Here is a 22763-nt window from a genome sequence, read left to right on the forward strand (position 1 = left end):
CGCTCAGATCAGGCGATAGGCGAAATCGCCATCGCTGCCCAACTCGATGCTCAAACTCTGGATCGGTTTGTCCTGCGCCATGCGCTCCAGCACCCGTTGCGCCAGTTCCGGCATCAGGGTCTTGGACAAAATGTTGTCGATGTTGCGGGCGCCGCTGTCGACCTCGGTGCAGCGCGAGGCGATGGCTTTGACCAGCGCCTCGTCATAGCTGAGGACGGCCTGATGGTTGCGCTCGAAACGCTGGCGAATGCGCTCCAGCTTGAGCGCGACGATGCGCTCCAGGATCGCGTCCTTGACCGGGTAGTACGGGACGATGGTCAGGCGGCCGAGGAAGGCTGGCTTGAACACCTGATTCAGCTCGTCACGCAGGCCTTCGACGATGTCTTCCGGTGTCGGTTGCGGCTGTGCATTCAGGCACCACTGCATGATGCGGTCGGTACCGGTGTTGGACGTGAGGATGATCACGGTATTGCGGAAGTTGATCTCGCGACCTTCGCCGTCATCGAGCACGCCTTTGTCGAACACCTGGAAAAACAGTTCGAGCACGTCCGGGTGGGCCTTTTCCACCTCATCGAGCAGCACCACGCTGTACGGCTTGCGTCGCACGGCTTCGGTCAACACGCCGCCCTCGCCATAACCGACGTAACCCGGTGGCGAGCCCTTGAGGCTGGAGACCGTGTGGGCTTCCTGGTACTCGGACATGTTGATGGTGATGACGTTGCGTTCGCCGCCGTACAGGGTGTCGGCCAGCGCCAGTGCGGTTTCGGTCTTGCCGACGCCACTTGGGCCAAGCAACAGGAACACGCCGATCGGTTTGTTCGGGTCTTCCATGCGCGCGCGGGAAATCTTGATGCGCTTGCCGATTTCGTGCAGCGCGTGGTCCTGGCCGAGCACGCGTTCACCCAGCAGTGCAGGCAGGCGCTGCACGGTTTCGATTTCGTCACGCAGCATCTTGCCTAGGGGAATGCCGGTCCATCCGGAGATCACTTCACCGATGGTGCCGCCATCGACCAGGGCATGCACCAGCGGTTGCTCGCCCTGGACGCTGGCCAGTTCGGCGCGTACGGCGGCAATCTCGATCGCATCGGGTGATTGATTTTCCGGGTGGCTGAGGGCACCCAGTTGCTCCACCAGTTGCAACTCGCGTTGCCATTGTTGCTCGAGGGCGTCGCGGGTTTGCTGTTCGCTCAGCAACTCGGCGTTGAGGGTGGTCAGGCGTCGGGCATGGTCGCTGCCTTTGGCGGCTTCCTGCTGCAGTACCGAGATTTCCGCCTGCAAGTTGTCGATCTGACGCTTGCAATCTTCCAGCGGCCCCGGCTGCGCCGATTGCCCCAAGGCAACCCGGGCGCAAGCGGTGTCCAGCACGCTGACGGCTTTGTCCGGCAACTGGCGCCCAGTGATGTAGCGATTGGACAGGCGCACGGCCTGCACCAGCGCTTCGTCCATCACCGTGACTTTGTGGTGTTCCTGCATCTTGGCCAGCAGGCCACGCAGCATGTGGATCGCCTTGTCTTCGTCCGGCTCTTCGACCTTCACCACCTGGAAACGGCGGGCCAGGGCGGCATCCTTCTCGAAGTACTTCTTGTACTCGGCCCAGGTGGTCGCCGCGATGGTGCGCAGTTCGCCGCGAGCCAAGGCTGGCTTGAGCAGGTTGGCGGCATCGTTCTGCCCGGCCTGGCCGCCCGAACCGATCAGGGTGTGCGCTTCGTCGATAAACAGGATGATCGGGTGCAGGCTGCGTTTGGTTTCTTCGATGACTGACTTGAGGCGGTTTTCGAACTCGCCTTTCACCCCGGCACCGGCCTGCAACAAGCCCAGGTCCAGGGTGTGGATGGCCACGCCTTTGAGCACTGACGGCACGTCACCTTGAATGATGCGCAGCGCCAGGCCTTCGACCACGGCGGTTTTGCCGACGCCGGCTTCACCGGTGAGGATCGGGTTGTTCTGGCGGCGGCGGGTGAGGATGTCGACCATCTGCCGCACCTCGAACTCGCGACCGAGCACCGGGTCGATCCGGCCTTCGCGCGCGCTTTGCGTGAGGTTGATGGTGTATTGATCGAGGGCCGGGGTTTTGCCGTTGCCTTTCACCGGGTTGGCGCTGGCGCCGCCGGAAGTGTCCAGCGGCTTGGCCTGTTTCGACTCGGCACTGCCTTCTACCAACGCGTTGAGGTTAACGCGCAAATCGTCAGCGTTGATCTTCTCCAGCTCGGCCGCACCCGCGATCACCACCCGACGCAGTTCGTCGTCATCGAGCAAGGCCTGCAGCAGATGACCGGTACGGATCTGCGCCTGGCCGAACTCGATGGAGGCCAGCACCCACGCCTGCTCGATCATGCGGGTCAGGTGCGGGGACAGCGCCGGGGTGCGGGTATTGCCTTTCTTGAAGGTCCCCAGTGCCGTCACCAATTGCGCCTGCAAGCGATCAGGCACCACGTCGTAATGGCGCAGGATGGCCGGCAGGTCGTTGTCGTTGCTGTCGAGCAACTGCAACAACAGGTGCTCGACTTCGACATCGTAGTGGTGTTCCGACAGACAAAGCGCCGCGGCGCTTTCGGTGGCGGTGCGGCTGGTGTCGTTCAGCTTGGCGAACAGGGACTTCAGGTTCACAGGGAGACCCCATCAAAAGGAATGTGGAAGAGCGCGCAACGGGTGGGTTCCACGTCGACGCCTGGTCGTTTGAGCCAACCGAGCCGGCCCAGCGAAACGTTGCCCTGGCGACCGAGGCGGGCGACGGGTACGGCTTGGGGTTTGAGCTTGGGCGCCAGCTGGAAGTCGAGCTCGGCACCGACATAGAAACGCACCAGTTCCAGCAGTTTCTGGTAGTCGTCGGCGCCCGGTTGCAGGCGTTGATAGTCGGCCAGCTCCAGTGGGCCCGTTTCGATGCGCACGCAGGATTGGTAATCCCAGACCCGGTTGCCGGCGACGGCGCTTTGCCCGAGCACGGCGTTCTTGCGACCCAGTTGCGTGCATTGGCTGGCATCGAGTTTCAGCCAGCGCCCGGCAAACGGCTTGACCTTGAACGGCAGCGAAAAATAGAAGCTGAGCATCACTTCCAGGTTCAACGCGTTGCGTGGCTTCTGGGCGAACAGGCCGGAGAAATAGCTGAACAATTCGCGGCGCAGGGGCGAGCCTTGTTTGTCGAATTTCTGCTTTTGCGCCTCGGGGCCGAAACCCACCAGGTTGAGCAGGTAACGGTCGAAATCCGAGCTGCCGTTGCGCTCGTACTCGATGTAAAACTTGTACTTTTGCCAGGCCTCGTAGAACAGCGTGGTCATGCGGTGCGAAAAGATGTCGAGGAAGGCGTGCGCCGCGTCATCCCGGTACTGGATGTGTCGCTCGATCAACAGCTCGGTGTACGGGCGCGGCAAGACACCTGACGGCCCCACCAGACCCATGAACGTGACTTGCACCTCGGACAGCGGCAGGCCGGCCACGGACACCTTGCCTTCGCGCTCGAACTGCAAGTCGCTGACTTCACTGGCCGGGAAGTTGAGCGACAGCTGCGAGCGAAAACGCAGAGGGTCTTCGTGCGGTCGGGTTTCCAGGTCCATGCGCCCGGTTCTGCTGTAATGCAGGCGAAGCAAGCGCACCAATTGGAAAAACTCGAATCGGTGCGGCTCAGCCCGTGCCTGGTCAATCAGACCAGAGGTTGATCGCCGGTTCGCGGTGGCCATTGGACGACTCTCTTTTCGCGCTGCAAGGTGCGAAGGGTTAATTGGGTAAAGCTGTTCATGGAGCAGTACTGACCAAAGAAGTGATCGAGCACCATGCCGAACAAAAACACACCGCTGCCGGTGTATTGGCTTTCATCGAAATTGAGGGTGATGCCGACGCCGCGCACGAAGTTCGGCCGCGGGTGACCGATGCGTGCAACCACCGGTTCGCTGCTCACCGAGACGATGCCGTTGATCTGTTTGCGGATGGCCGACACATTGCGGTAGTTGTAGAGCGACAACAGCTCCAGCAGCACTTCGCGACCACGGGAGACCAGCGACATGTGGTTCAGCGACAGGTGCGAAATCAGCCGCCAGATCACCCCGTTGCCCAACGGCACGCGGGCGGTGGCGGTGGGTTTGCGCAGGCAGCGGATATCCTTGATCACCGAGTTGCCGGGAATATTGAAATCGCCGCGCTCGCCCCCGAACGGCAGCATCAGCGGCAAGTCACGGTTGCTGCAGGTCAGGCGGATGCTCAACGTATCGTTGTTGGCCTCCAGCAAACCCAGTTCGCGATCCACCACCCGGATAAACACGTTCGAGCCATCGCGCTGGCCGGTTTGCACCGCACGGCGCCGGGCAATCCAGAAACTTTGGCCGGGGCCTTGATCGCCCCGGGGTTCGAAAAACGGATGGCAAGTGCCGACCTGATCGATACCACCGACCTTGCGCACGCGCCGCACGCGATCAATCGACACCACTTCCGCCGAACTTTGCAGGCGCACATCCGGCGTCACTGCGTATTCGTGCTGGGCGTGAGTCAACTTGACCGGCTCGGCCTGCTGGCGGAACAGGTTGATGATCGGCGTGCAATTTAGTTTGAAGTTATTGCGCCCGATATTCTGTGTCAGGCGCGCCAGGCGATCGCTGAGGTCGTAGTCGGAAAAGTAGAAATTGACCTCGACTTTCTCGATCTCCTTGCCCGCCAGAATGCGCGCGAAACCGGACAGGTCAAAGAACATGAACTTGTCGGGGAAGGTGAAGTATTCGTGCAGCAAGCGGTAACCGAGGAAAGAACGTTCCGAGTAGTCCACCAGGCCTTCGTCCAGGCTGTAACCGACGGCTTTCAATGCGCCGGCGGGCAAGGCGACCTCGCGGGTGCGTCCCTGATCTTCGAAGGTCAACGTGGCCTTGGCCAGGTTGTTGAACAGCAGTTCGTACAGTTGCAGCATCAACGTGCTTTCGCCGTCGAGGAAAAACCGCAGGCTGTCGAGCTCCATCTTGCCGAACATCACATCGGACGTCGCCGCCAGGCCGATGCGCAAGCGCGCGACCAGGTCAGCGCTGTGGCCGTTGAATGCCGAGCGTTCCATCTCGATGAACGACGCCTGTTGCACCGCCACCGGCCACAGTTCGACCGGGTAGCAGGTGCGGAATTTACACACCACGCCATCAATCGGATTGGCACTGAGCTCGGTATGCCGGGGGACGCGGAAGGCTTCGGTGACTTTTTCCTGCTTGCCCAGGTTGAACTCGACGATCGACATCGACGGGGTAGGGCGCAGGTAATGCGGGTACAGCACTTCGAGAAACGACTCGACGATTTCCGGCAACTCGTCGTCGAGTTTTTTGTGCACCCGCGCAGAGAGGAACGAGAACGCTTCGATCAAGCGCTCGGTATGCGGGTCTTCGCAGTTATCGCCCTCGATGAGCAACCGCGAAGCAATTTTCGGATACTGGCTCGCAAACTCCTGGCCCAAAAAGCGCAGGTGCGACAGTTCCTTTTCGTAATAGGGCAGCAGATCGTCGAGCATCAGTTGAGGTTCTGCACTTTGTATTCCTGGGTGTTGACCTGCAGCACGGCGTCGAAGGACACCTGCCGGGTGACGTCTTGCAGACGCAAGACCGCATCCACGCGAAAGGTCAGCATGCGTTGGCCGGTCTGTTGCGCGAGCAGTTGGACTTTGACGCTGCGAAAGCGTCGGTCGCCGACCGTAATTGCCTTCTCCAGTTGCCGCTGGATCAACAGGCGATCCTTCGGATCAAGCACGCTGCGGCTGGTGAAATCCGGCATGCCGTAGTCGAGGATGCTACCGCTCAGGTTGACGAAACCGTCCAGCTCGTTGGCGACCAGGGACTGGCGAGTGTTGACCAGGATTTCCAGGTCGCGAACGATGCTGGCCTTGTAATCGGCCAGCGAACACAAGCGTTGCGATGACGCTTCGATGGATTGATGCGGACGATCGTCCAGCAATCGGTCCAGCAGCGATGGCAACAGCTTGTGTTGACTGGTCATGGTGCCTTCCTGGCAAAGTGTTCGATCAGCCGCGGGTCGATTGCGGCAATTCAGCGACCAGGCGCAACGACGCGGTCAGTTCGTCCAATTGATAGTGCGGGCGCAAGTACGTCACGGCCTTGTAGACGCCTGGCTTGCCCGGCACTTCGAACACCTCGGCACGCGCCTCGCGCAACGGGAACTTGGCCTTGGCTTCCTGGCTCGCGGTGTCGTCCAGCAGCACGTAGCTCGACAGCCACTTGTTGAGGAACAGCTCGACGTCTTTGCGCGAGGCGAAGCTGCCGATCTTGTCGCGCATGATCGCCTTCATGTAGTGCGCGATGCGCGATGTGGCGAAGATGTACTGCAACTGCGCGGAAAGGCGGGCGTTGGCGTTGGCAATGCCGGTGTTGTACTGCTTCTGTTTCTGCGTCGACTGGGTGCCGAAGAACGCGGCGTAGTCGGTGCCTTTGCAGTGCACCAGCGGAATGAAACCGAGGTCCGACAGCTCTTTCTCACGGCGGTCGGTGATGGCGATTTCAGTCGGGCACTTGAGGGCGATTTCGCCGTCGTCGGTCTTGAATGTGTGGGTCGGCAAGCCTTCAACCAGGCCACCACCTTCGACACCCCGGATTGCCACGCACCAGCCGTAACGGGAAAACGCATCGGTGACCCGGGTGCCCAGCGCGTAGGCGGCGTTCATCCACAGGTATTTGTTGTGGTCGCGGCCATCGACGCTTTCGACAAAGTTGAATTCCTCGACCGGCGTGGTATCCGGGCCATACGGCAGGCGACCCAGCACGTGGGGTAGGGTCAGGCCGACATAGCGCGAGTCTTCGGAGGCGCGGAACGACTTCCACTTGGCGTATTCAACGGTGTCGAAAATCTTCGCCAGATCCCGTGGGCCGGACATGTCGGTAAACGAATCCCAGCCAAACAGCTCAGGCGAGGCCGCCGAGATGAACGGTGCATGGGCGGCCGCCGCGACGTGGGAAATCTCTTCGAGCAGGTACATGTCTTCCGGGCTGCGGTTGAACTCGTAGTCCCCCAGCAGCATGCCGAACGGTGCTCCACCGAAAGTGCCGTACTCTTCTTCGTAGATCTTCTTGAACAGCGCGCTCTGGTCGAATTCGGAAGCGGCCTTGAGGTCGCGCACCAGGTCTTTCTTCGAGGCATTGAGCAGGTGAATCTTCAGCGTGGTGCTGGTTTCAGTCTGGTCGACCTGATACTTCAGGCCGCGCCAGGACGCTTCCAGCTGTTGGAATTCACTGGCGTGCATGATCTCGTTCATCTGCTCGGAGAGCATCGCGTCGATCTCGGCGATGCGTGCATCGAGCACGGCGATCAGGTCCTTGCTCGGCGTCATTTCGCCTTCAAGGATCTGGTTGACCAACTCGCCGATCAGGTCGCGGGTGCGGGTGCGCTCGGTTTCGGAGCGGGCCACGCGGCTTTGCGAAATGATGCTGTCGAGCAGCGAGGATTGCGCGGTGAAGTTTTCCACTTCAACCAGTTCGCTGTCCTGTTGAGTCACGGTTTGCTTGTCGTTCATCGTCAGGCTCCTACGCTTTGCCGTCGGTGGCTGGAATGGCGGCTTCGCGACCGAATTCCTTGCCCAGGGTTTTCAACTTCTCGGTGTTCTGCAACACGTCCATCAGCAGCTCTTCGAGCTTGTCGTTGCCGCCCATCTTGTTGCGCAGGTCCGCCAGCTTGTTGCGCACTTCCAGCAGCTTGCGCAGCGGCTCGACCTGCTTGACCACGTTCTGCGGTTCGAAGTCTTCGAGGGCGTTGAAGTTGAGCTCGACACCCAACTGGGTGCCGTTTTTTGCCAGGGTGTTGTCGACGCGGTAGGTCAGGCGCGGCTTGATGCCCTTGAGCACGCCGTTGAAGTTGTCGCGGTCGATGAAAATGAACTTGCGGTCCTTGAGCTTCGGCAGCGGCTCCAGCGGGTTGCCGGAGAAATCGCCCAGCACACCGACGACAAAGGGCAGCTCTTTCTTTTCCTGAGCGTCACCGATATCCACGTCGTAGGTGATATGGACCCGAGGCGCGCGAACGCGGTCGAGTTTGTGCTGGGTACTTTCCTTCTTCGCCATCGTGATCTCCTGTGCGAACAATTCGCTGCAAGTCGTTTGCGTGTCGGTTCAATGGGTGGCCGAGCGCGTTACGTTCCTTCGATCGTCAGCAGCAGGCGCTGACGGATTTCATCGTTCATGTCCATGATGTTTTCAAAGCCCACCAACTCTTCGAAGCTGGTGTTGCCGGCGATCTGGGTGCTGCTGCGGATCACCGCCTCGTCGGGCAATTGCGAACGAACCGGCGAGCTGATGACGCAAAAGGGCAGGTCGCCGAAGTCCTTCAAACGTTCGAAACTGACGGGAAAACGCAGGCCTTCGAGCAGGCGGCTGATGCCGGGCGACTTGCTCAGGCAGTAGAACAGCACCAGGTAATGCACCACGAAACGGTACAACTCGGCGCTGCTGCGATTGGGGTCTTTGATGACGGTACGGAAGCGCGCCAGGTCGAACGAACTGAACCCGACCACCCAGCGCACGGGGCTGGTGATGCGGATGGTTTGACCGCTTTGGGACAGCACCTTGTCGTACTCCAGCGCATACAGCTGAGGAGTGGTGCTAAGCAGGTTGAGCGGCACTTCGAGTTCATTGACCAGTTGGAACGGAGCGCCCGAACCGATGCGGTCGTAGAGCTCCTTGAGCTCCTTGAAATGGTGTTGGGTCTCGCGCCCGCTGCTGCGTTGCGCACCCTGCAGGTACTCACCGAAAAACGTCTGCGGACGAATCAGCAAAGCCAGGGTCGTCAGATAATCCGAGGCCTGCGCCTTCAGCGCATCGGAAATGGCCCGGGTCTGGCTTCGCAGCTTGATCAATGCTTCAACATCAAAAAACGCTTGAGTCATCGGTACATCGTCCTTGAACACTCCACGCCTTCCTGGATCAAAACCGGAGCATGTCGAGTGACTTGATTCTCAAATGGGCATCTGCCCACGGGAGGTTAATTACTGGTAATCGTCATCAGAAAAACACACTGCCAGGAATAACCGGGAGTGTGATGCTGGCAAATGAATATCGAGTTGCCAGTAACGCCGTGTATGGCAACACGTCGTATCGAAAAGTTCATTCGAGAACGGATTTTTTCTCGTTTTTGTTACACGCCGCAATAATGTCGGCTTGCCATTACTTGTGGGATGTGTCTGTCGGATAGTTCCGAAACCCAGTTAATTCAATGGTTTCAGGCACGCCGAGGATCCAATTTTTAAATGAAAATAATTTGAAAAAGGTGAACCGGTTCACCCACATCCGGATTGACTGGTGTTTACGGATTTATTGCAGTGCAAGTGTAATATTAATCGGGAGGGGATGATGGCATTGGCGCGTGGCGGGAATACCGTAGGCGTTCTTTTCGCGGATTTTGTCAGTCTGTTCCGGACGACCGAGCCATCTGGGCTTTCAGTCGGAGTAGCGTCGGGGATTCTCCGCCTGTCAGTTCGATTTTAAACTCGGCAAAAGCCAACTCAAGTTCTGCGTATTGCTGCAAGCCGTCTTCGGTGAACAGAAAGCGACCAGGAATATCTCGCCACTCCAGAGGCGTGCGGATTTGATCACGTTCAGCCCGGTCCATCAGGGGCGCCAACTCTTGATCCAGTTTGGCTATAGCAGGGTCCACTGCCTTCAATGCATCGATGGCCGACCGTAGCTTCAGGGCTGTTTCTTTCAGTTTTTCGATATCCATGGGGACGGATTTTTGTGGGTTTTATTACTTGCCACAATGATGTCTGCTTGCCACTACTTGTGGGATGTATCTCTCAGATAGTTCTGAAGCTCAACCAGTTCAATGGTTTCGGCAGGTGATGGATTCCTGAATATAAAATAGCGGCTTGACACTGTGTGTTGCATAGGTGTCTCCTTTCGCACATGCCCGGATGACGAATTAAGAAAATGTGACGTAGTTCTGTTTTTTTGAATTTCTTCGGCACCTTTTCGGCAAAAGGATTGTCGCAGCCACGGGTCATTGTCCGTCGTTGGTGATTCGGGAAGACAACTCGCAACAGCGGTTTTTTGTGGTGGTTGATGAGGTTATGCCCTTTGAATGGCGCATGGCTCATGGAAGGTGGGTCGGTTGTTGCGCGGAGCCGGTTTTGCCGAAGATCTATCCGGTAAGGCGGTATCAGGAGAAAGGAACATGGATGAAAGATTTTTACCCTGCACAGTGGCTAACCCTAATGGATCGCGCCAACAAGCCGGATTGATGGGTAGTGGTAATCTTCCCTTTCCCAGCGAAATTGCCTCGCGGGCATTTCCCGCGCCGCCAAATTTTGCCGGTTACTACGCGACCAATGATTACAATGCGGCGATGTTTTTGGCCCATGAACTGGCCTCGCCAGACTCCGATATGTCGCCGAGTGAAGCGCAAGGATCCTTGCAGTTACTGCGTTCGCTAATCAGCAATTTGTCTTCGGCGCCGGATGTTTCAATCGAAGCATTGAAAGATTTGCAGAATGCCGCCAGGGCTATCCCGGAAGTTGGGTCCCTGATGTTTTCTTCGGCCAACTTGCCTGGCACGTTGGTCGGTGTCGGTACAACCGTCGCTGCGTTATCAAAATCCAAATCGGTTGTAGACCTGCTGGATCTCTCTCCAGCCGATAAGAAAAAATTGATCAAGTGGGCCAGTAATCGTGGAAAAGCGAACTCAACCTCGGCTAAAAAAACTTTCAGAGGCAAGATAAAACTGATTCGGGTTGCAGGTCAGCTGCACTTCGAGGTGCCCATTACTGCCCAGGCGCAAAGTTACAAGGTGCTCGGTCAGGTAGGGGCACAAGTCGCTCATCTTCCGGCTTATGGAACCAGAGGGGCACTTAATCAGCGGGCAATGCTTCACGCGGAAGGGGCGACCCGAGGCCTGAAGTTTATGTCGGGTAATACGGTAGGGTTTGCGTTGGCGATTGGGCCGCAGGCTTATATGGACTACACCAGTTCGACATCGATGGACGAGTTTTATACGAAATCTTATGAAAACCAACCTACTAACATCGCCGCGTTTGCGGGGAGTTTGATTTTTTCAGCTATTGCGGGTTCGTTGGGCGCGCCGTTGGTGATAGTTTTTGTAGTCGGTATGGTGGCCGGTACTGCCGTTCAATCGTTTATGGGTCATAGTGGTTTAGATAAAGAAATTGCGGATCGCCTGAAAAATTGAGAGTGCCAAATGTTTGATCCCGATGCATACATGATTAAGAAACTTCCGTGGCTCGTGTTTTCTGCGGTGGCATTTACCGGAATTTTTAAAATTTCTGGGTTGCCGTACTACTGGTATATGTATTTTTCGCTTGTTTTTTTGATGCTGGGTGCAACTTTGTATTTGGCCTATCGATGTGAGCGTTATACAAGTTTTGTGTTGGTAACGCTTTGTGCAGGGCTGTATTCGCTTATGTATCTTCTGTCTAGCTTAAGTTACTTGCTTTTAAAGAAGGATTCAGAGGTTGGGGCGATGGGTGCAGTCATTGCCGGGGCAGGTCCTATGCTGATAGTGGTGGCCGCGTTTTTGCTGATTTATTTTACGAAATCTCCATTTTTACCTTTCAGAATTGAGGATGGAAAAGTCGCTGCAGAAGAGTTCAAAGCGAAGGATTTTGGTTTTCTTGGTGGTGTGCTAATAGGCGGCGCCACTCTGCTCGGTAGTCTTTTTATTAAATCTGTTGGCTCGTTTAGTGGTGGGACGGTTTCCATATTAATAGGCACGTGTGTGTGCGTGTATTTGCTGGTAAGGCTACGTCACGTCATCCGCGGTATCCGCACACTTCGTCTGCGAGAGCGTGGCATGCCTGTTCCGTATACCTTCATGAGAATCGACGAAATTCGCGAAGCCCGCGGTCGCTGGTGGCTGGGTCGATTGTTCAAATGGATGGGTTCCCGGCGTCAGTCGACAGGTTCCTGACAGCGCCAGATGGTATTGCGGCAGTAGCCCGAATATAGATTTCCAGGAGTTGCACATGACAATGGATCTTTCATCCCTGTTTACCGCGCAGAACCGGCGCCTGTTTAAACTGACCATGCCGCTCAAAAGTGGCCAGGAACTCCTGCTTGAATCGTTCGTCGGGCACGAAGGTTTGTCGATGGAATTCGGCTTCCAGCTTGACCTGCTGTCCGATGATGCCGGCGTAAAACTCAAGACCGCCATGGGGCAGTCGGCGACCATCGAGATCGAACTGGCTACCGGCGCAAGTCGCTACATCAACGGGCATGTTTTACGTTTCGGCAGTAATGGCAGCGACGGCGGGATGTGTCGTTATTCGGCACTGATTGGCTCCTGGCTCAGTTTGCTTGAGCAACGGTACGACTCGCAGATATTCCAGGACCAAACAGTCGAGCAAGTGATAACCAAGGTCTTCAGTCGTTATGAAGGGCTGGCCAAGTTCGAGTTCCGCATCAACCGCACGCTCAAACCTCACAGTTACATCACTCAGTATCGAGAAAGTGACCGGCATTTCGTGATGCGTTTGCTGGAACACGAAGGGCTGTTCTTTTACTTCGAGCACACCGCCGATAGTCACACGTTGATCATCATGGATGATTCAACGCAGTTGCCCGCTCTACCAGAGCAGCCCCAAGTGCGTTTTCATACGGCGTCCATTACCGAAACAGCGGATTCGATCACCCACTGGAATGCGGTGCGGGAGTTGCAGTCGAGCAAAATTGCAGTTCAGACCTTTGATTACCGCCAGCCGCAAAACCGTCTTCCAGTCAGTATGAACAGCCTCAATCAGCAGGGCGATGTTCCGGCATACGAGATTTACGATTTCATGGGGCAATACACCCACGGAACGTACGACGACGGCGAAGTGCTGGTGCGCAATCGCATTGAAGCGTTGGAACTCAGGGGTAAGGCGTTTTCCGGTTCGAGTAATTGTCGAGCGATGCGTCCTGGCTACACGTTCGAACTCGTACAACATTACGAGCACGACAATGGCTCTGTCGAAGATCGACAGTTTCTGCTGATGAACATCACCCATCGGGGCAGCAATAATTACCTGTCGGGTGGCCAGGCCGGTTACGCCAACAGCATTGTTTGCGTGCGCAAGAAAATCAAATTCCGCCCTCAACTGGAAACGCTGACCCCCACCATATCCGGGCCGCAAACCGCGATCGTCGTCGGCCCACCGGGTGAAGAAATCTACACCGACGAACTCGGCCGGATAAAAGTGCAGTTTCACTGGGACCGCTATGGCGAGTTCAACGACAAGAGTTCCTGCTGGGTCCGAGTCGCGCAATCCGGTGCCAGCGGCGGTTTCGGCAGCGTGTTGATCCCTCGTGTTGGCGACGAAGTGGTCGTGGCTTTCCTTGATGGTGATCCCGACCGCCCACTGGTCATGGGCAGCCTCTACAACAGTCAGAACACGCCGCCATGGTCGTTGCCGGCCAACAAGACCCAAAGCGGTTTCCTGACCCGGTCGATGAAGGGCGATGGCGGCACAGCGAACTTCTTCCGCTTCGAAGACAAGGCCGGCGCCGAGCAGATCATCATGCATGCCGAGCGCAACATGGACACCGAGATCGAGGTCGACGAGACCCACAGTGTCGGCAGCAACCGCACGATCACAGTCGGTGGCACGCACACCGAAACGATCAAGAAAGACACGGTGATGAATGTCCAGGAAGGCTCGCTGACTATTCAGGTCGACAACCAGTTCATTCAGGTCAACGCCAAGCAACACATCATTCTTCAGGTAGGGGATAGCAGCATCACCCTCACGCCGGACGGCATCGAGATCAAAGGCAAGGCGATCACCACTACGAGTACCGGCACAACCCAGATCACCGGCTCCGAGGTCAGGGTCAATGACTGAGGTAGCGGCGCCATGATCAGAACCAGCCTCTACGATCGCATTTCCGAAAAGCGTATTGCCCAGGAAGAAGCTGCGCGCGCCGAACAACACAACGCGCCGGTCATCGAGCCCGAGCCGGAACCCGAGCCCGAGCCGGTGGTGGCGCTGCAAGACACGCCCAGCAGTTTCAACTTCGCGGGTTTCAATCTGGCATTCCCGACGGGTTTCCATTTCCGTGAGATCCAGACCACCGTCGAGCATGAAGGCGAGCCGGTCAGCCTGACGATCAAGCGTCGTGATGTGCTGCAGGGGCAGACGCTGGAGCAACTTTTCGAGGCTGCGGTGCAGGCGTTTCGCAAGGATCATCCGGACGTTCGCATCATCCGTCTGCGCGATGTCAGCGTGGCCGGCAGTGCGGCGAAGTCGGCGGATCTGCATTTCAAGAGCGGCCATGCCGATCGCCATGCACGTCTGGTGGGAGCGCTTGTGCCGGTCGTCGGGCGTGATGAGGTGCAATGGCTGAGTATCGCTTGCGAGATTGATCCGGCCCGGCCCGCGCTCAGTCTCTGGCTGGTTGATTTTGACGGCATGCTCGATGGCCTCGCGGCCCGCTGAAATGCCCATTTTTTGAATTCAGGAATTTACATCACATGGATTATGAGTTGCAGGAAGGCAGCATCGCGTTGCCACAGGGTTTCCAGGATCGAACCGTTAACATGTTTGTGCTGGGGGCAAGTATTCCCGCGCCGTTGAGCATCACCATTTCCCGGGACACATTGCTGCCCGGCGAAGCGCTCAAAGCCTACGTCGATCGTCAGATCAAAATGCTGGCGTCCAAGCTTCGCGGCTACACGTTACTGGGCAAAAAAGCCGTAGTGCTGTCGACCACTGCGCCGATCGACGGTGTTCAAATCGATGCGTATTACATGACTGATGGCCGACCTTTCTACCAGCGTCAGGCAGCGTTTCTGATTGCCCCTGAACGCGCGATCATTTTTTCCACCACCGCCCAGGCTGACTTCAGCAGCGAGCAGAACCAGAACTGGATGGACCTGCTGGCGAGCTTTCAGCCGCGCCAGCCCGGGGACTCCAAGACCGACTCCAGCGCTCAGGAGTAACGGTCATGTTTGAAGCCGCAAGGTTTGGCGATGAACTGTCGCACACCAGTGCGTTGGGCGGGTTTCTTATTGGCGCAGCGCTTGGCATAGCACTGGTTGCCACGGTGGCGATCGCGACGTTCACCTGTGGGTTTGGCGTGGGCTTGTTGGCGGGTTTACTTGCAGGCGTCGGAGGTAGCCTGCTCACCGTAGCCGGGGAAAAGATCGGCAGTATGTTCTCCTCGCCCGCGGGGACCATCGTCACAGCGTCGCCCAACGTGTTCATCAACAGTCGCAAGGCAGCCCACGTCGAAAAGAGCACGGGCGCCTGTGACAAGCATCCCGGCCCGGTAAAGGTGGCGGAGGGTTCGACCAACGTCTTCATCAATGGCACAGCGGCTGCCCGCAAGGGCGACAAAATGACCTGTGGCGCGACACTCTCAAGCGGGTCGGACAATGTCTTCATTGGTGGCGGAACCTATCGCTACCTGCCAGTGGACGATGAGATTCCAGGTTGGCTGCGAACGACAGTGGACATCCTCATGGCGGTCGCCGGTGCAGCGGGCGGTATCGCCCATGTGCTCAAGATGGGGACTCAGGCCGGTATGAAAGCCGCAATGCCCTGCGCCTTAAGGTTCACCGCCGGCTTCGTCACCGGTGAGGTTGCTGCGCGATACGTCGCGGTACCGGTCATTGAACGAGCGATGGGTGGCCTGATCGGCAACCCTGTCGACGCCACCACCGGGCGCAAGGTCATCACCGACGAAACCGACTTCAGCCTCCCGGGCCTGATGCCCATTCAATGGTCGCGTTTCTATGCCAGCGACCTTGGCGTCGACAGCGTGCTTGGCAAGGGTTGGGTCTTGCCCTGGGAACAGAGCCTGCGTCGCAGTGGTGCTTTCGTTTATCTCACCGACAATCAGGGCCGCAGTGTTCCGTTCGTGGACGTGCAGCCCGGGGAGCGCATCTACAACCCCCATGAGCAGGTGCATCTGGTCTGCACCGAAGGTGGCCATTACCTGCTGCAAACCCTCGACAACACCTTCTTCTATTTCGGCGAAGTCGCGGACGACAACATCCCCGTGCCGCTGCAACGCATCGAAAATGCCCTGGGTCACTTCCTGCATTTCACCCGCACCGCCGAGGGCACGCTCACCGACATCAGCGCTACCGGTGGTGTGCGGGTGCACCTGCATTACGACCACCCGCTGGGTCGCCTGACCGATGTCAGGCGCGTGGTCGACAACGAGGCCGTCGAAACGCTGGTGCAGTACCGCTACGACGACCACGGCCAACTCAATGAAGTAATCAACCGCAACGGCGATTCAATACGCCGTTTCAGCTACGTCGACGGCGTGATGGCCAGCCACAGCAATGCCTTGGGCCTGACCTGCAACTACCGCTGGGAACACCTCGACGGCCAACAGCGTGTAGTGGAGCACTGGACCAGCGATGGCGAACGTTACCAGTTCCGCTACGACATAAAGGCCCGTACCACGTGGATCACCGATGTGCTCGGGCGTGAAGCCGAGATTCATTACAACGCCGATCATCGCGTCACTTCCAGCCGTGACTTCGGGGGCGAGCACTACGTTATCGACATCGATGACAGCGGCAACATGACGGGCCTGACATTGCCTGATGGCAACCGGCTCACGCTCAAGTACGACGAATACTCACGCCTGCTCGAAGAGACCGATCCGCTCGGGCGCGCGATCAAGTACCGCTATCACCACTTGACTACGCTGGTCACGCAGGTGGACTACCCGGACGGCAGCACCTGGCAAGCCCGCTACGACGACAAGGGCAACCTCATCGCCGAAATCGATGCCCTCGGTCACACCACTGAATACCTGAACGGCGATGATGGCCTGCCGCACACCATCATCGATGCGACCCGCAAATCCAAGTACCTGTGGTGGAACACTCTGGCCCAGGTCGAGCGCTTTCAGGATTGCTCGGGTAAAACCACCACGTATCGCTTCGACGAACGTCAGCACCTGGTCGCTGTCACCGACGCGTTGGGGCAGACCACCACGCTAGAGCGCAAACCCGACGGCGAAGTGCTGCGCATCCAGCACCCGGACGGCAGCGCCGAGTCCTTTACCTACAACACCCTCGGCCAGGTGCTGACGCACACCGACGGCAAGGGCCAGACCACGCGCCTGCTGCGCACCGCCCGTGGCTTGCCGAGCAGCCGCCAGGACGCCAAGGGCCAGCGCATTCGCTACGAATACGACCCGGCGATTCGCCTGACTGCATTGGTCAACGAAAACAACGCGGCGTACCAGTTTGCCTACGATGCGTCTGACCGGTTGATCGAAGAAAAACGCATCGACAACCTGACACGGCGCTTCAGCTACAACCTGGGCGGGCATCTGACCCAGGTCGACGAAACCGGCTACGGCGAACGCGGCGAGCGACCACAGCGTCGTACCGAATTTGAGCGCGACAGCATTGGCCGGCTGCTGGCCAAACTCAATGCCGATGCCCGTCAGGATTACGTGTACGACGATGGTGATCGGCTGCTGTCGATCCAGCGTCTGCCAACCGCGCAGGGCAAGCAAATCGGCGTCAGCGAAGAAACGCTCGAGTTTTCCTACGACCTGCTCGGCCGCCTGATCCAGGAGACCACGGCGCAAGGCGCCTTGTCCTACGAATACGACCCACTGAGCAACCTCACCACCCTGACGTTGCCCACCGGTCAACACCTCAATCACCTGTATTACGGCAGCGGCCACCTGCACCAACTCAACCTCGACGGCCAGCTCATCAGCGACATCGAGCGCGATGACCTGCACCGCGAAGTCCTGCGTACCCAGGGCGAACTCACCAGCTGCTTCGGCTACGACGCCATGGGCCGCAAGAGCTGGCAGTTCGCCTCGCGCCTGCCAGCGGAAAAACTCTCGCGCATCCACAACCCCGGCATCCAGCCCGACCTGCTGGTGGAGCATGCCTACAACCCGATCCACCGCCGCCACCAGTACGACCCGGCTGGCGAGTTGACCCGCACCCTCGACAAACTGCGCGGCGAGATCAAGTACGAATACGAAGCCAACGGCCAGCTGCACAGCCGCGACACCGGAAAGCTTGTCGACAGCGAAGAATTCCGCTACGACGCCGCAGCGAACCGGCTGAACTTCAACACCAGCCAGTTCGACCACGTCAAAGATAACCGCCTCAAACGTTGGCGGGATCAGGAATATGCCTACGATGCGTGGGGCAACCTGATTGAAAAACGCAGCGGCATGGGCAAGCTGCAGACGTTTGTTTATGACTGTGAGAATCGGTTGGTGCGGGCCGAGACGCTGGTCAATGGCAAGTTGCAAAGTACCGGTGCGTATCGATACGACAGTCTCGGGCGGCGAGTTGCTAAGGTTTCCGAGGTCAACGGCAAGACCGAGCATAAGCACTTCTTGTGGCAAGGCCTGCGGATGCTGCGCGAAGAGCGTCCGGGGCAGAGCAGTCTGTACGTTTACGAACCGGGCAGCTATGCGCCGCTGGCGCGTGTTGACCAGGCGGAAGGTGAAGAGCAAAAGCTTTATTACTTCCATACCGACCAGATTGGTACGCCGCTGGAGCTGACTGACCGTGAAGGGCAGATTGTCTGGCAGGCGACGTACAAGGCGTGGGGCTCGGTTGAGAAGCTGACGGTTAATGCCGTCGAGCAGAACCTGAGGTTTCAGGGGCAGTATTTTGACGACGAGACGGGGCTGCACTACAACACGTTTCGGTATTACGATCCGGAGGTGGGGCGGTTTGTAACGCAGGATCCGATAGGGATATTCGGAGGTATCAATCTGTACCAGTATGCACCCAGCGCTATAGGCTGGATAGATCCTCAGGGGCTAGCCACGCTTTTTGAGTTAGGAACATATGGGGGACTAAACGGGACAGCACATGTCGGAGATGGTTTGCAGGCACACGAACTTCTCCGTCACGAGTATCTGGTGCAACAGAATCTTGCAGAAAAGGGCGTTAGGCTTTCAGGTAATCCATCTATTGCTCTTGATTTGGACCATCACACTAGAGGGCCATTAAAAGACACTAGGGGGATTGGTGGTACTCACTGGCATGAAACGCAAATTCGTGAAAGTCAAGGTCTCGGCAGAAATGAGTTTGCGACTTCACTTAAACGAGAACTAGATATAACGTCTGGCGCTCTTAGAAAAAGTGGGGTACCTAGCTCGCGGGTTAAGCAGCTAAAAAGAATGGCGAAAAAATTTCATAGCAGTCTAAGTACATGTGGATGAGGTCATTATGATAACAGTAAAACAAATTATTCCTTCTGATGGTGGTACTGTTACTTCGGGTATCACGTTTGGGGGGCAGGCAGCGGAGGTCGTAGCATGGCCGGTTAACCCTGATGGAGATCCTCTTACCCTAGTTGCTTCGATAGATTGCTCTAAAATTAAAGGCGATATAAAAAATAACAGCTTGCCAGGTGCAGGTGTGTTGTACGTCTTTTCGACTTATAGTAAGTCTGACTATTTTCTTGAAAGTATAACGTACAGTGGAGATCCTTCAGAGTTAGAATCTATTTTGAGTGGATATACTCTAGTTGTGCGCAGTGAAGGCGGTGTGTTTCAAACAAGCCCTGTAGATAGTATTCCAGAGGTGGGGGCAGAGTTAAAAGATAGGCAAATAGAAGAGGAGGAATTTCCCGTTTTCTCTATGTTTTCAGATTCGGCCCCTCATGGAATGATCGTTCCTGAGACTTTAACTGTAGAATATGATTTTATCTGTCAGCTGTATTCATCAGATTTTTCAGAGCCTTTTAAAGATATTTTTTATCTCACCGATGCAGTTGGGTATTTGTTTTTGAAAAAAAATGGGAGCGGGGAAGGGGTGTTTTTTGTTCAAACAGGTTGAGAAGCAAATCGAGCTCGATGCGTGAGGTCTAGGATGGCTATAGTCCGTGAAATCACTCTGAGTGCTTTTGCGCAAGGTTTAAATGTAGTAGGTTTGCGTTGAAAGTTGCGTCTGAAAAAATTCTATTCTGAGCAGTGCGGCGTAGTAAAACTTTCAAAGTTACATGTAATGAGGGTGATGTTAAGTCGTATGGCATCAGAGAAATTTTGGAAGGCATGCACACAAAGCCAAGCGTTTAAATTTTACTACGAAAATAGCGCATTTAAGATTTTTAAAGTTGGCTAGTTTGTCCGCTCTTTAAGAATCTAGATTAATCCGGACAGCACATTTCCTAGTGGCGGGGGCACAGAATACAGGCTAAGACCCTGCAGCCCCCAGCCAGTCCCTGACACCGACGGCAAGGGCCAGACCACGCGCCTGCTGCGCACCGCCCGCGGGCTGCCGAGCAGCCGCCAGGACGCCAAGGGCCAGCGCATTCGCTACGAATACGACCCGGCGATTCGCCTGACTGCATTGGTCAACGAAAACAACGCGGCGTACCAGTTTGCCTACGATGCGTCCGACCGGTTGATCGAAGAAAAACGCATCGACAACCTGACACGGCGCTTCAGTTACAACCTGGGCGGGCATCTGACGCAAGTGGACGAAACCGGCTACGGCGAACGCGGCGAGCGACCACAACGGCGCACCGAATTCGAGCGCGATAGCATTGGCCGGCTGCTGGCCAAGCTCAATGCCGACGCCCGTCAGGATTACGTGTATGACGATGGTGATCGGCTGCTGTCGATCCAGCGTCTGCCGACCGCGCAGGGCAAGCAAATCGGCGTCAGTGAAGAAACGCTCGAGTTTTCCTACGATCTGCTCGGCCGTCTGATTCAGGAGACCACGGCGCAAGGCGCCTTGTCCTACGACTACGATCCACTGAGCAACCTCACCACCCTGACGTTGCCCACCGGTCAACACCTCAATCACCTGTATTACGGCAGCGGCCACCTGCACCAACTCAACCTCGACGGTCAGCTGATCAGCGACATCGAGCGCGACGACCTGCACCGCGAAGTCCTGCGTACCCAGGGCGAACTCACCAGCTGCTTCGGCTACGACGCCATGGGCCGCAAGAGCTGGCAGTTCGCCTCGCGCCTGCCAGCGGAAAAACTCTCGCGCATCCACAATCCCGACATCCAGCCCGACCTGCTGGTGGAACACGCCTACAACCCGATCCACCGCCGTCACCAGTACGACCCGGCCGGCGAGTTGACCCGCACCCTCGACAAACTGCGCGGCGAGATCAAGTACGAATACGAAGCCAACGGCCAACTGCACAGCCGCGACACCGGAAAGCTTGTCGACAGCGAAGAGTTCCGCTACGACGCCGCAGCGAACCGGCTGAACTTCAACACCAGCCAGTTCGACCACGTCAAAGACAACCGCCTCAAACGCTGGCGGGATCAGGAATATGCCTACGATGCGTGGGGCAACCTGATTGAGAAACGCAGCGGCATGGGCAAACTGCAGACGTTTGTTTATGACTGTGAAAATCGGTTGGTGCGGGCCGAGACGCTGGTCAATGGCAAGTTGCAAAGTACCGGTGCGTATCGATACGACAGTCTCGGGCGGCGAGTTGCTAAGGTTTCCGAGGTCAACGGCAAGACCGAGCATAAGCACTTCTTGTGGCAAGGCCTGCGGATGCTGCGCGAAGAGCGTCCGGGGCAGAGCAGTCTGTACGTGTACGAACCGGGCAGCTATGCGCCTTTAGCGCGCGTCGATCAGGCAGAAGGGGAAGAGCAGAAGCTTTACTACTTCCATACCGACCAGATTGGTACGCCGCTGGAGCTGACGGACGCGGACGGGAGCATTGTCTGGCAGGCGACGTACAAGGCGTGGGGCTCGGTTGAGAAGCTGACGGTCAATGACGTCGAGCAGAACCTGAGGTTTCAGGGGCAGTATTTTGACGACGAGACGGGGCTGCACTACAACACGTTTCGGTATTACGATCCGGAGGTGGGGCGGTTTGTTACGCAGGATCCGATTGGGTTATCTGGCGGGTTTAACCTGTATCGCTATGCTCCGAACACAGGTAGTTGGACCGATCCATTGGGGTGGAGCTGCTGGGCTGCTAAAAACGTAGCCGGTCGAAAGGTGTACCAAAGAAATGATATTTTTGATCCGAACTACGTTGATGATTTGGGAAGGACAAACGTTCAAAGGATGAGCAAAGGGGATGCGCCAATAGGAAAAGACGGAAGCGAAGTGAATCTCCACCACCTTACCCAGGACGAGCCTGGCTCAATGGCAGAAATTCTCAGCAGTTTTCACTCAAAAAATGATCGAGTGCTGCATATGTACTCTAATCAGTGGGATAAAAGTTGGGTTGGGTCGGATGGTGTTAGGCGGCTTTATAATAGCGCCCCCAAGAGTATGAATCGTGGGCCGTTTAATACATGGAAAAAAAGTTACTGGAAGGAAAGATCATTGGATTTCGGAGTCTGAAGTATGAGCTATATTGATATGATTGAGGCTGAGATTAATGCGTCTGGTGAAGATCCTGCATATGCAGGTGGCGCTAGTGACTCCATGATATCTGAGTTCGAAAAAGAACTGGGAGTTGGTTTTCCGAATTCGTACAAGCTGTTTCTTAAGAAGTTTGGTGCTTTGTCATTTGCCGGTGAGACGTACTATGGGGTTACTAAGAGCGGGTTGGCCGCAACCGCAATTCCTAGCGTTTTATTTGCTACAAAAAACGCACGATCTCTTGGTGATGCCGATAATGGAATGATCGTTATTAAGTCTTCAGGGTATGGTCCTATATATTCAATTGATACTTCTATAATTGGAGAGGCAGGAGAGCCTGTAGTGGTGGAGACGGAGCTTTCATTTAAAAGAGATGGTGATAAAAATGTCATTTGCAAAAGTTTTGAAGATTTTTTTTGTGCCTCTGTCAGGCAGGCTATTAAAGATCTTTAATGCTGCGGACGAGTGACGTGTAGGTTATCTGGTATGACGGTAGGGGGGCTTTTGGGGGTGGGTAG

16 protein-coding genes and 2 pseudogenes are annotated in these 22763 nt (G+C 56.6%); 10 read left to right on the top strand and 8 right to left on the bottom strand.

The window, feature by feature from the left end:
- Positions 1-3: 3 nt before the first annotated feature.
- From tssH to KGB21_RS26690, 8 genes are all read right to left on the bottom strand, one after another.
- Positions 4-2607: a type VI secretion system ATPase TssH gene (gene tssH, locus KGB21_RS26655; protein ID WP_223507216.1), complete on the bottom strand. Its 2604-nt coding sequence runs from the start codon at positions 2605-2607 to the stop codon at positions 4-6.
- On the bottom strand, positions 2604-3674 hold the full coding sequence (gene tssG, locus KGB21_RS26660; protein WP_034150986.1) for a type VI secretion system baseplate subunit TssG: 1071 nt from the start codon (positions 3672-3674) through the stop codon (positions 2604-2606). Before tssG ends, tssH begins: the two co-directional genes overlap by 4 nt.
- Positions 3638-5470: a type VI secretion system baseplate subunit TssF gene (gene tssF, locus KGB21_RS26665; protein WP_034150987.1), complete on the bottom strand. Its 1833-nt coding sequence runs from the start codon at positions 5468-5470 to the stop codon at positions 3638-3640. The genes tssG and tssF overlap by 37 nt, the downstream gene beginning before the upstream one ends.
- Complete coding sequence (gene tssE, locus KGB21_RS26670; protein WP_034150988.1) at positions 5470-5952, bottom strand: type VI secretion system baseplate subunit TssE; 483 nt, start codon at positions 5950-5952, stop codon at positions 5470-5472. The genes tssF and tssE overlap by 1 nt, the downstream gene beginning before the upstream one ends.
- Before the next feature lie 25 nt (positions 5953-5977).
- The gene (tssC, locus tag KGB21_RS26675) at positions 5978-7480 is read right to left on the bottom strand and encodes a type VI secretion system contractile sheath large subunit (protein WP_223507217.1); all 1503 of its coding nucleotides are present in this window, start codon (positions 7478-7480) and stop codon (positions 5978-5980) included.
- 10 nt (positions 7481-7490) lie between these two features.
- On the bottom strand, positions 7491-8024 hold the full coding sequence (gene tssB / locus KGB21_RS26680; protein WP_034150990.1) for a type VI secretion system contractile sheath small subunit: 534 nt from the start codon (positions 8022-8024) through the stop codon (positions 7491-7493).
- A 68-nt stretch (positions 8025-8092) separates the two neighbouring features.
- Positions 8093-8845, bottom strand: coding sequence for a hypothetical protein (locus tag KGB21_RS26685; protein ID WP_223507218.1), 753 nt, complete (start codon positions 8843-8845; stop codon positions 8093-8095).
- A 515-nt stretch (positions 8846-9360) separates the two neighbouring features.
- Positions 9361-9678, bottom strand: coding sequence for a hypothetical protein (locus KGB21_RS26690; RefSeq protein WP_223507219.1), 318 nt, complete (start codon positions 9676-9678; stop codon positions 9361-9363).
- Between the two features lie 450 nt (positions 9679-10128).
- Here KGB21_RS26690 and KGB21_RS26695 point away from each other — a divergent pair, with 450 nt between their 5' ends.
- From KGB21_RS26695 to KGB21_RS26735, 10 genes and pseudogenes are all read left to right on the top strand, one after another.
- Positions 10129-11139, top strand: coding sequence for a hypothetical protein (locus KGB21_RS26695; protein ID WP_223507220.1), 1011 nt, complete (start codon positions 10129-10131; stop codon positions 11137-11139).
- Between the two features lie 9 nt (positions 11140-11148).
- The gene (locus tag KGB21_RS26700; protein ID WP_223507221.1) at positions 11149-11877 is read left to right on the top strand and encodes a hypothetical protein; all 729 of its coding nucleotides are present in this window, start codon (positions 11149-11151) and stop codon (positions 11875-11877) included.
- Positions 11878-11932: 55 nt separating this feature from the next.
- Positions 11933-13786: a type VI secretion system tip protein TssI/VgrG gene (gene tssI, locus KGB21_RS26705; protein ID WP_223507222.1), complete on the top strand. Its 1854-nt coding sequence runs from the start codon at positions 11933-11935 to the stop codon at positions 13784-13786.
- Positions 13787-13798: 12 nt separating this feature from the next.
- Positions 13799-14380 (top strand): hypothetical protein, encoded by a 582-nt coding sequence (locus KGB21_RS26710; protein WP_034150994.1) that lies wholly within the window; start codon positions 13799-13801, stop codon positions 14378-14380.
- 35 nt (positions 14381-14415) lie between these two features.
- The gene (locus tag KGB21_RS26715) at positions 14416-14883 is read left to right on the top strand and encodes a DcrB-related protein (protein ID WP_034150995.1); all 468 of its coding nucleotides are present in this window, start codon (positions 14416-14418) and stop codon (positions 14881-14883) included.
- A 5-nt stretch (positions 14884-14888) separates the two neighbouring features.
- On the top strand, positions 14889-19115 hold the full coding sequence (locus KGB21_RS26720) for an RHS repeat-associated core domain-containing protein (protein WP_223507223.1): 4227 nt from the start codon (positions 14889-14891) through the stop codon (positions 19113-19115).
- Positions 19116-19122: 7 nt separating this feature from the next.
- Positions 19123-19734 (top strand): DUF1963 domain-containing protein, encoded by a 612-nt coding sequence (locus tag KGB21_RS26725; RefSeq protein WP_223507224.1) that lies wholly within the window; start codon positions 19123-19125, stop codon positions 19732-19734.
- A gap of 375 nt (positions 19735-20109) precedes the next feature.
- Positions 20110-21843, top strand: a pseudogene (locus KGB21_RS26730) (RHS repeat-associated core domain-containing protein); the annotation flags it as partial.
- Between the two features lie 96 nt (positions 21844-21939).
- A pseudogene (locus KGB21_RS29705) lies at positions 21940-22224 on the top strand (HNH/ENDO VII family nuclease); the annotation flags it as partial.
- A 3-nt stretch (positions 22225-22227) separates the two neighbouring features.
- Entirely contained in the window at positions 22228-22698 is a 471-nt protein-coding gene (locus KGB21_RS26735) for an SMI1/KNR4 family protein (protein ID WP_223507225.1), read from the top strand.
- Positions 22699-22763 lie beyond the last annotated feature (65 nt).

The organism is Pseudomonas sp. GL-RE-29 (assembly GCF_019947275.1).
GTDB lineage: Bacteria > Pseudomonadota > Gammaproteobacteria > Pseudomonadales > Pseudomonadaceae > Aquipseudomonas > Aquipseudomonas fluorescens_A.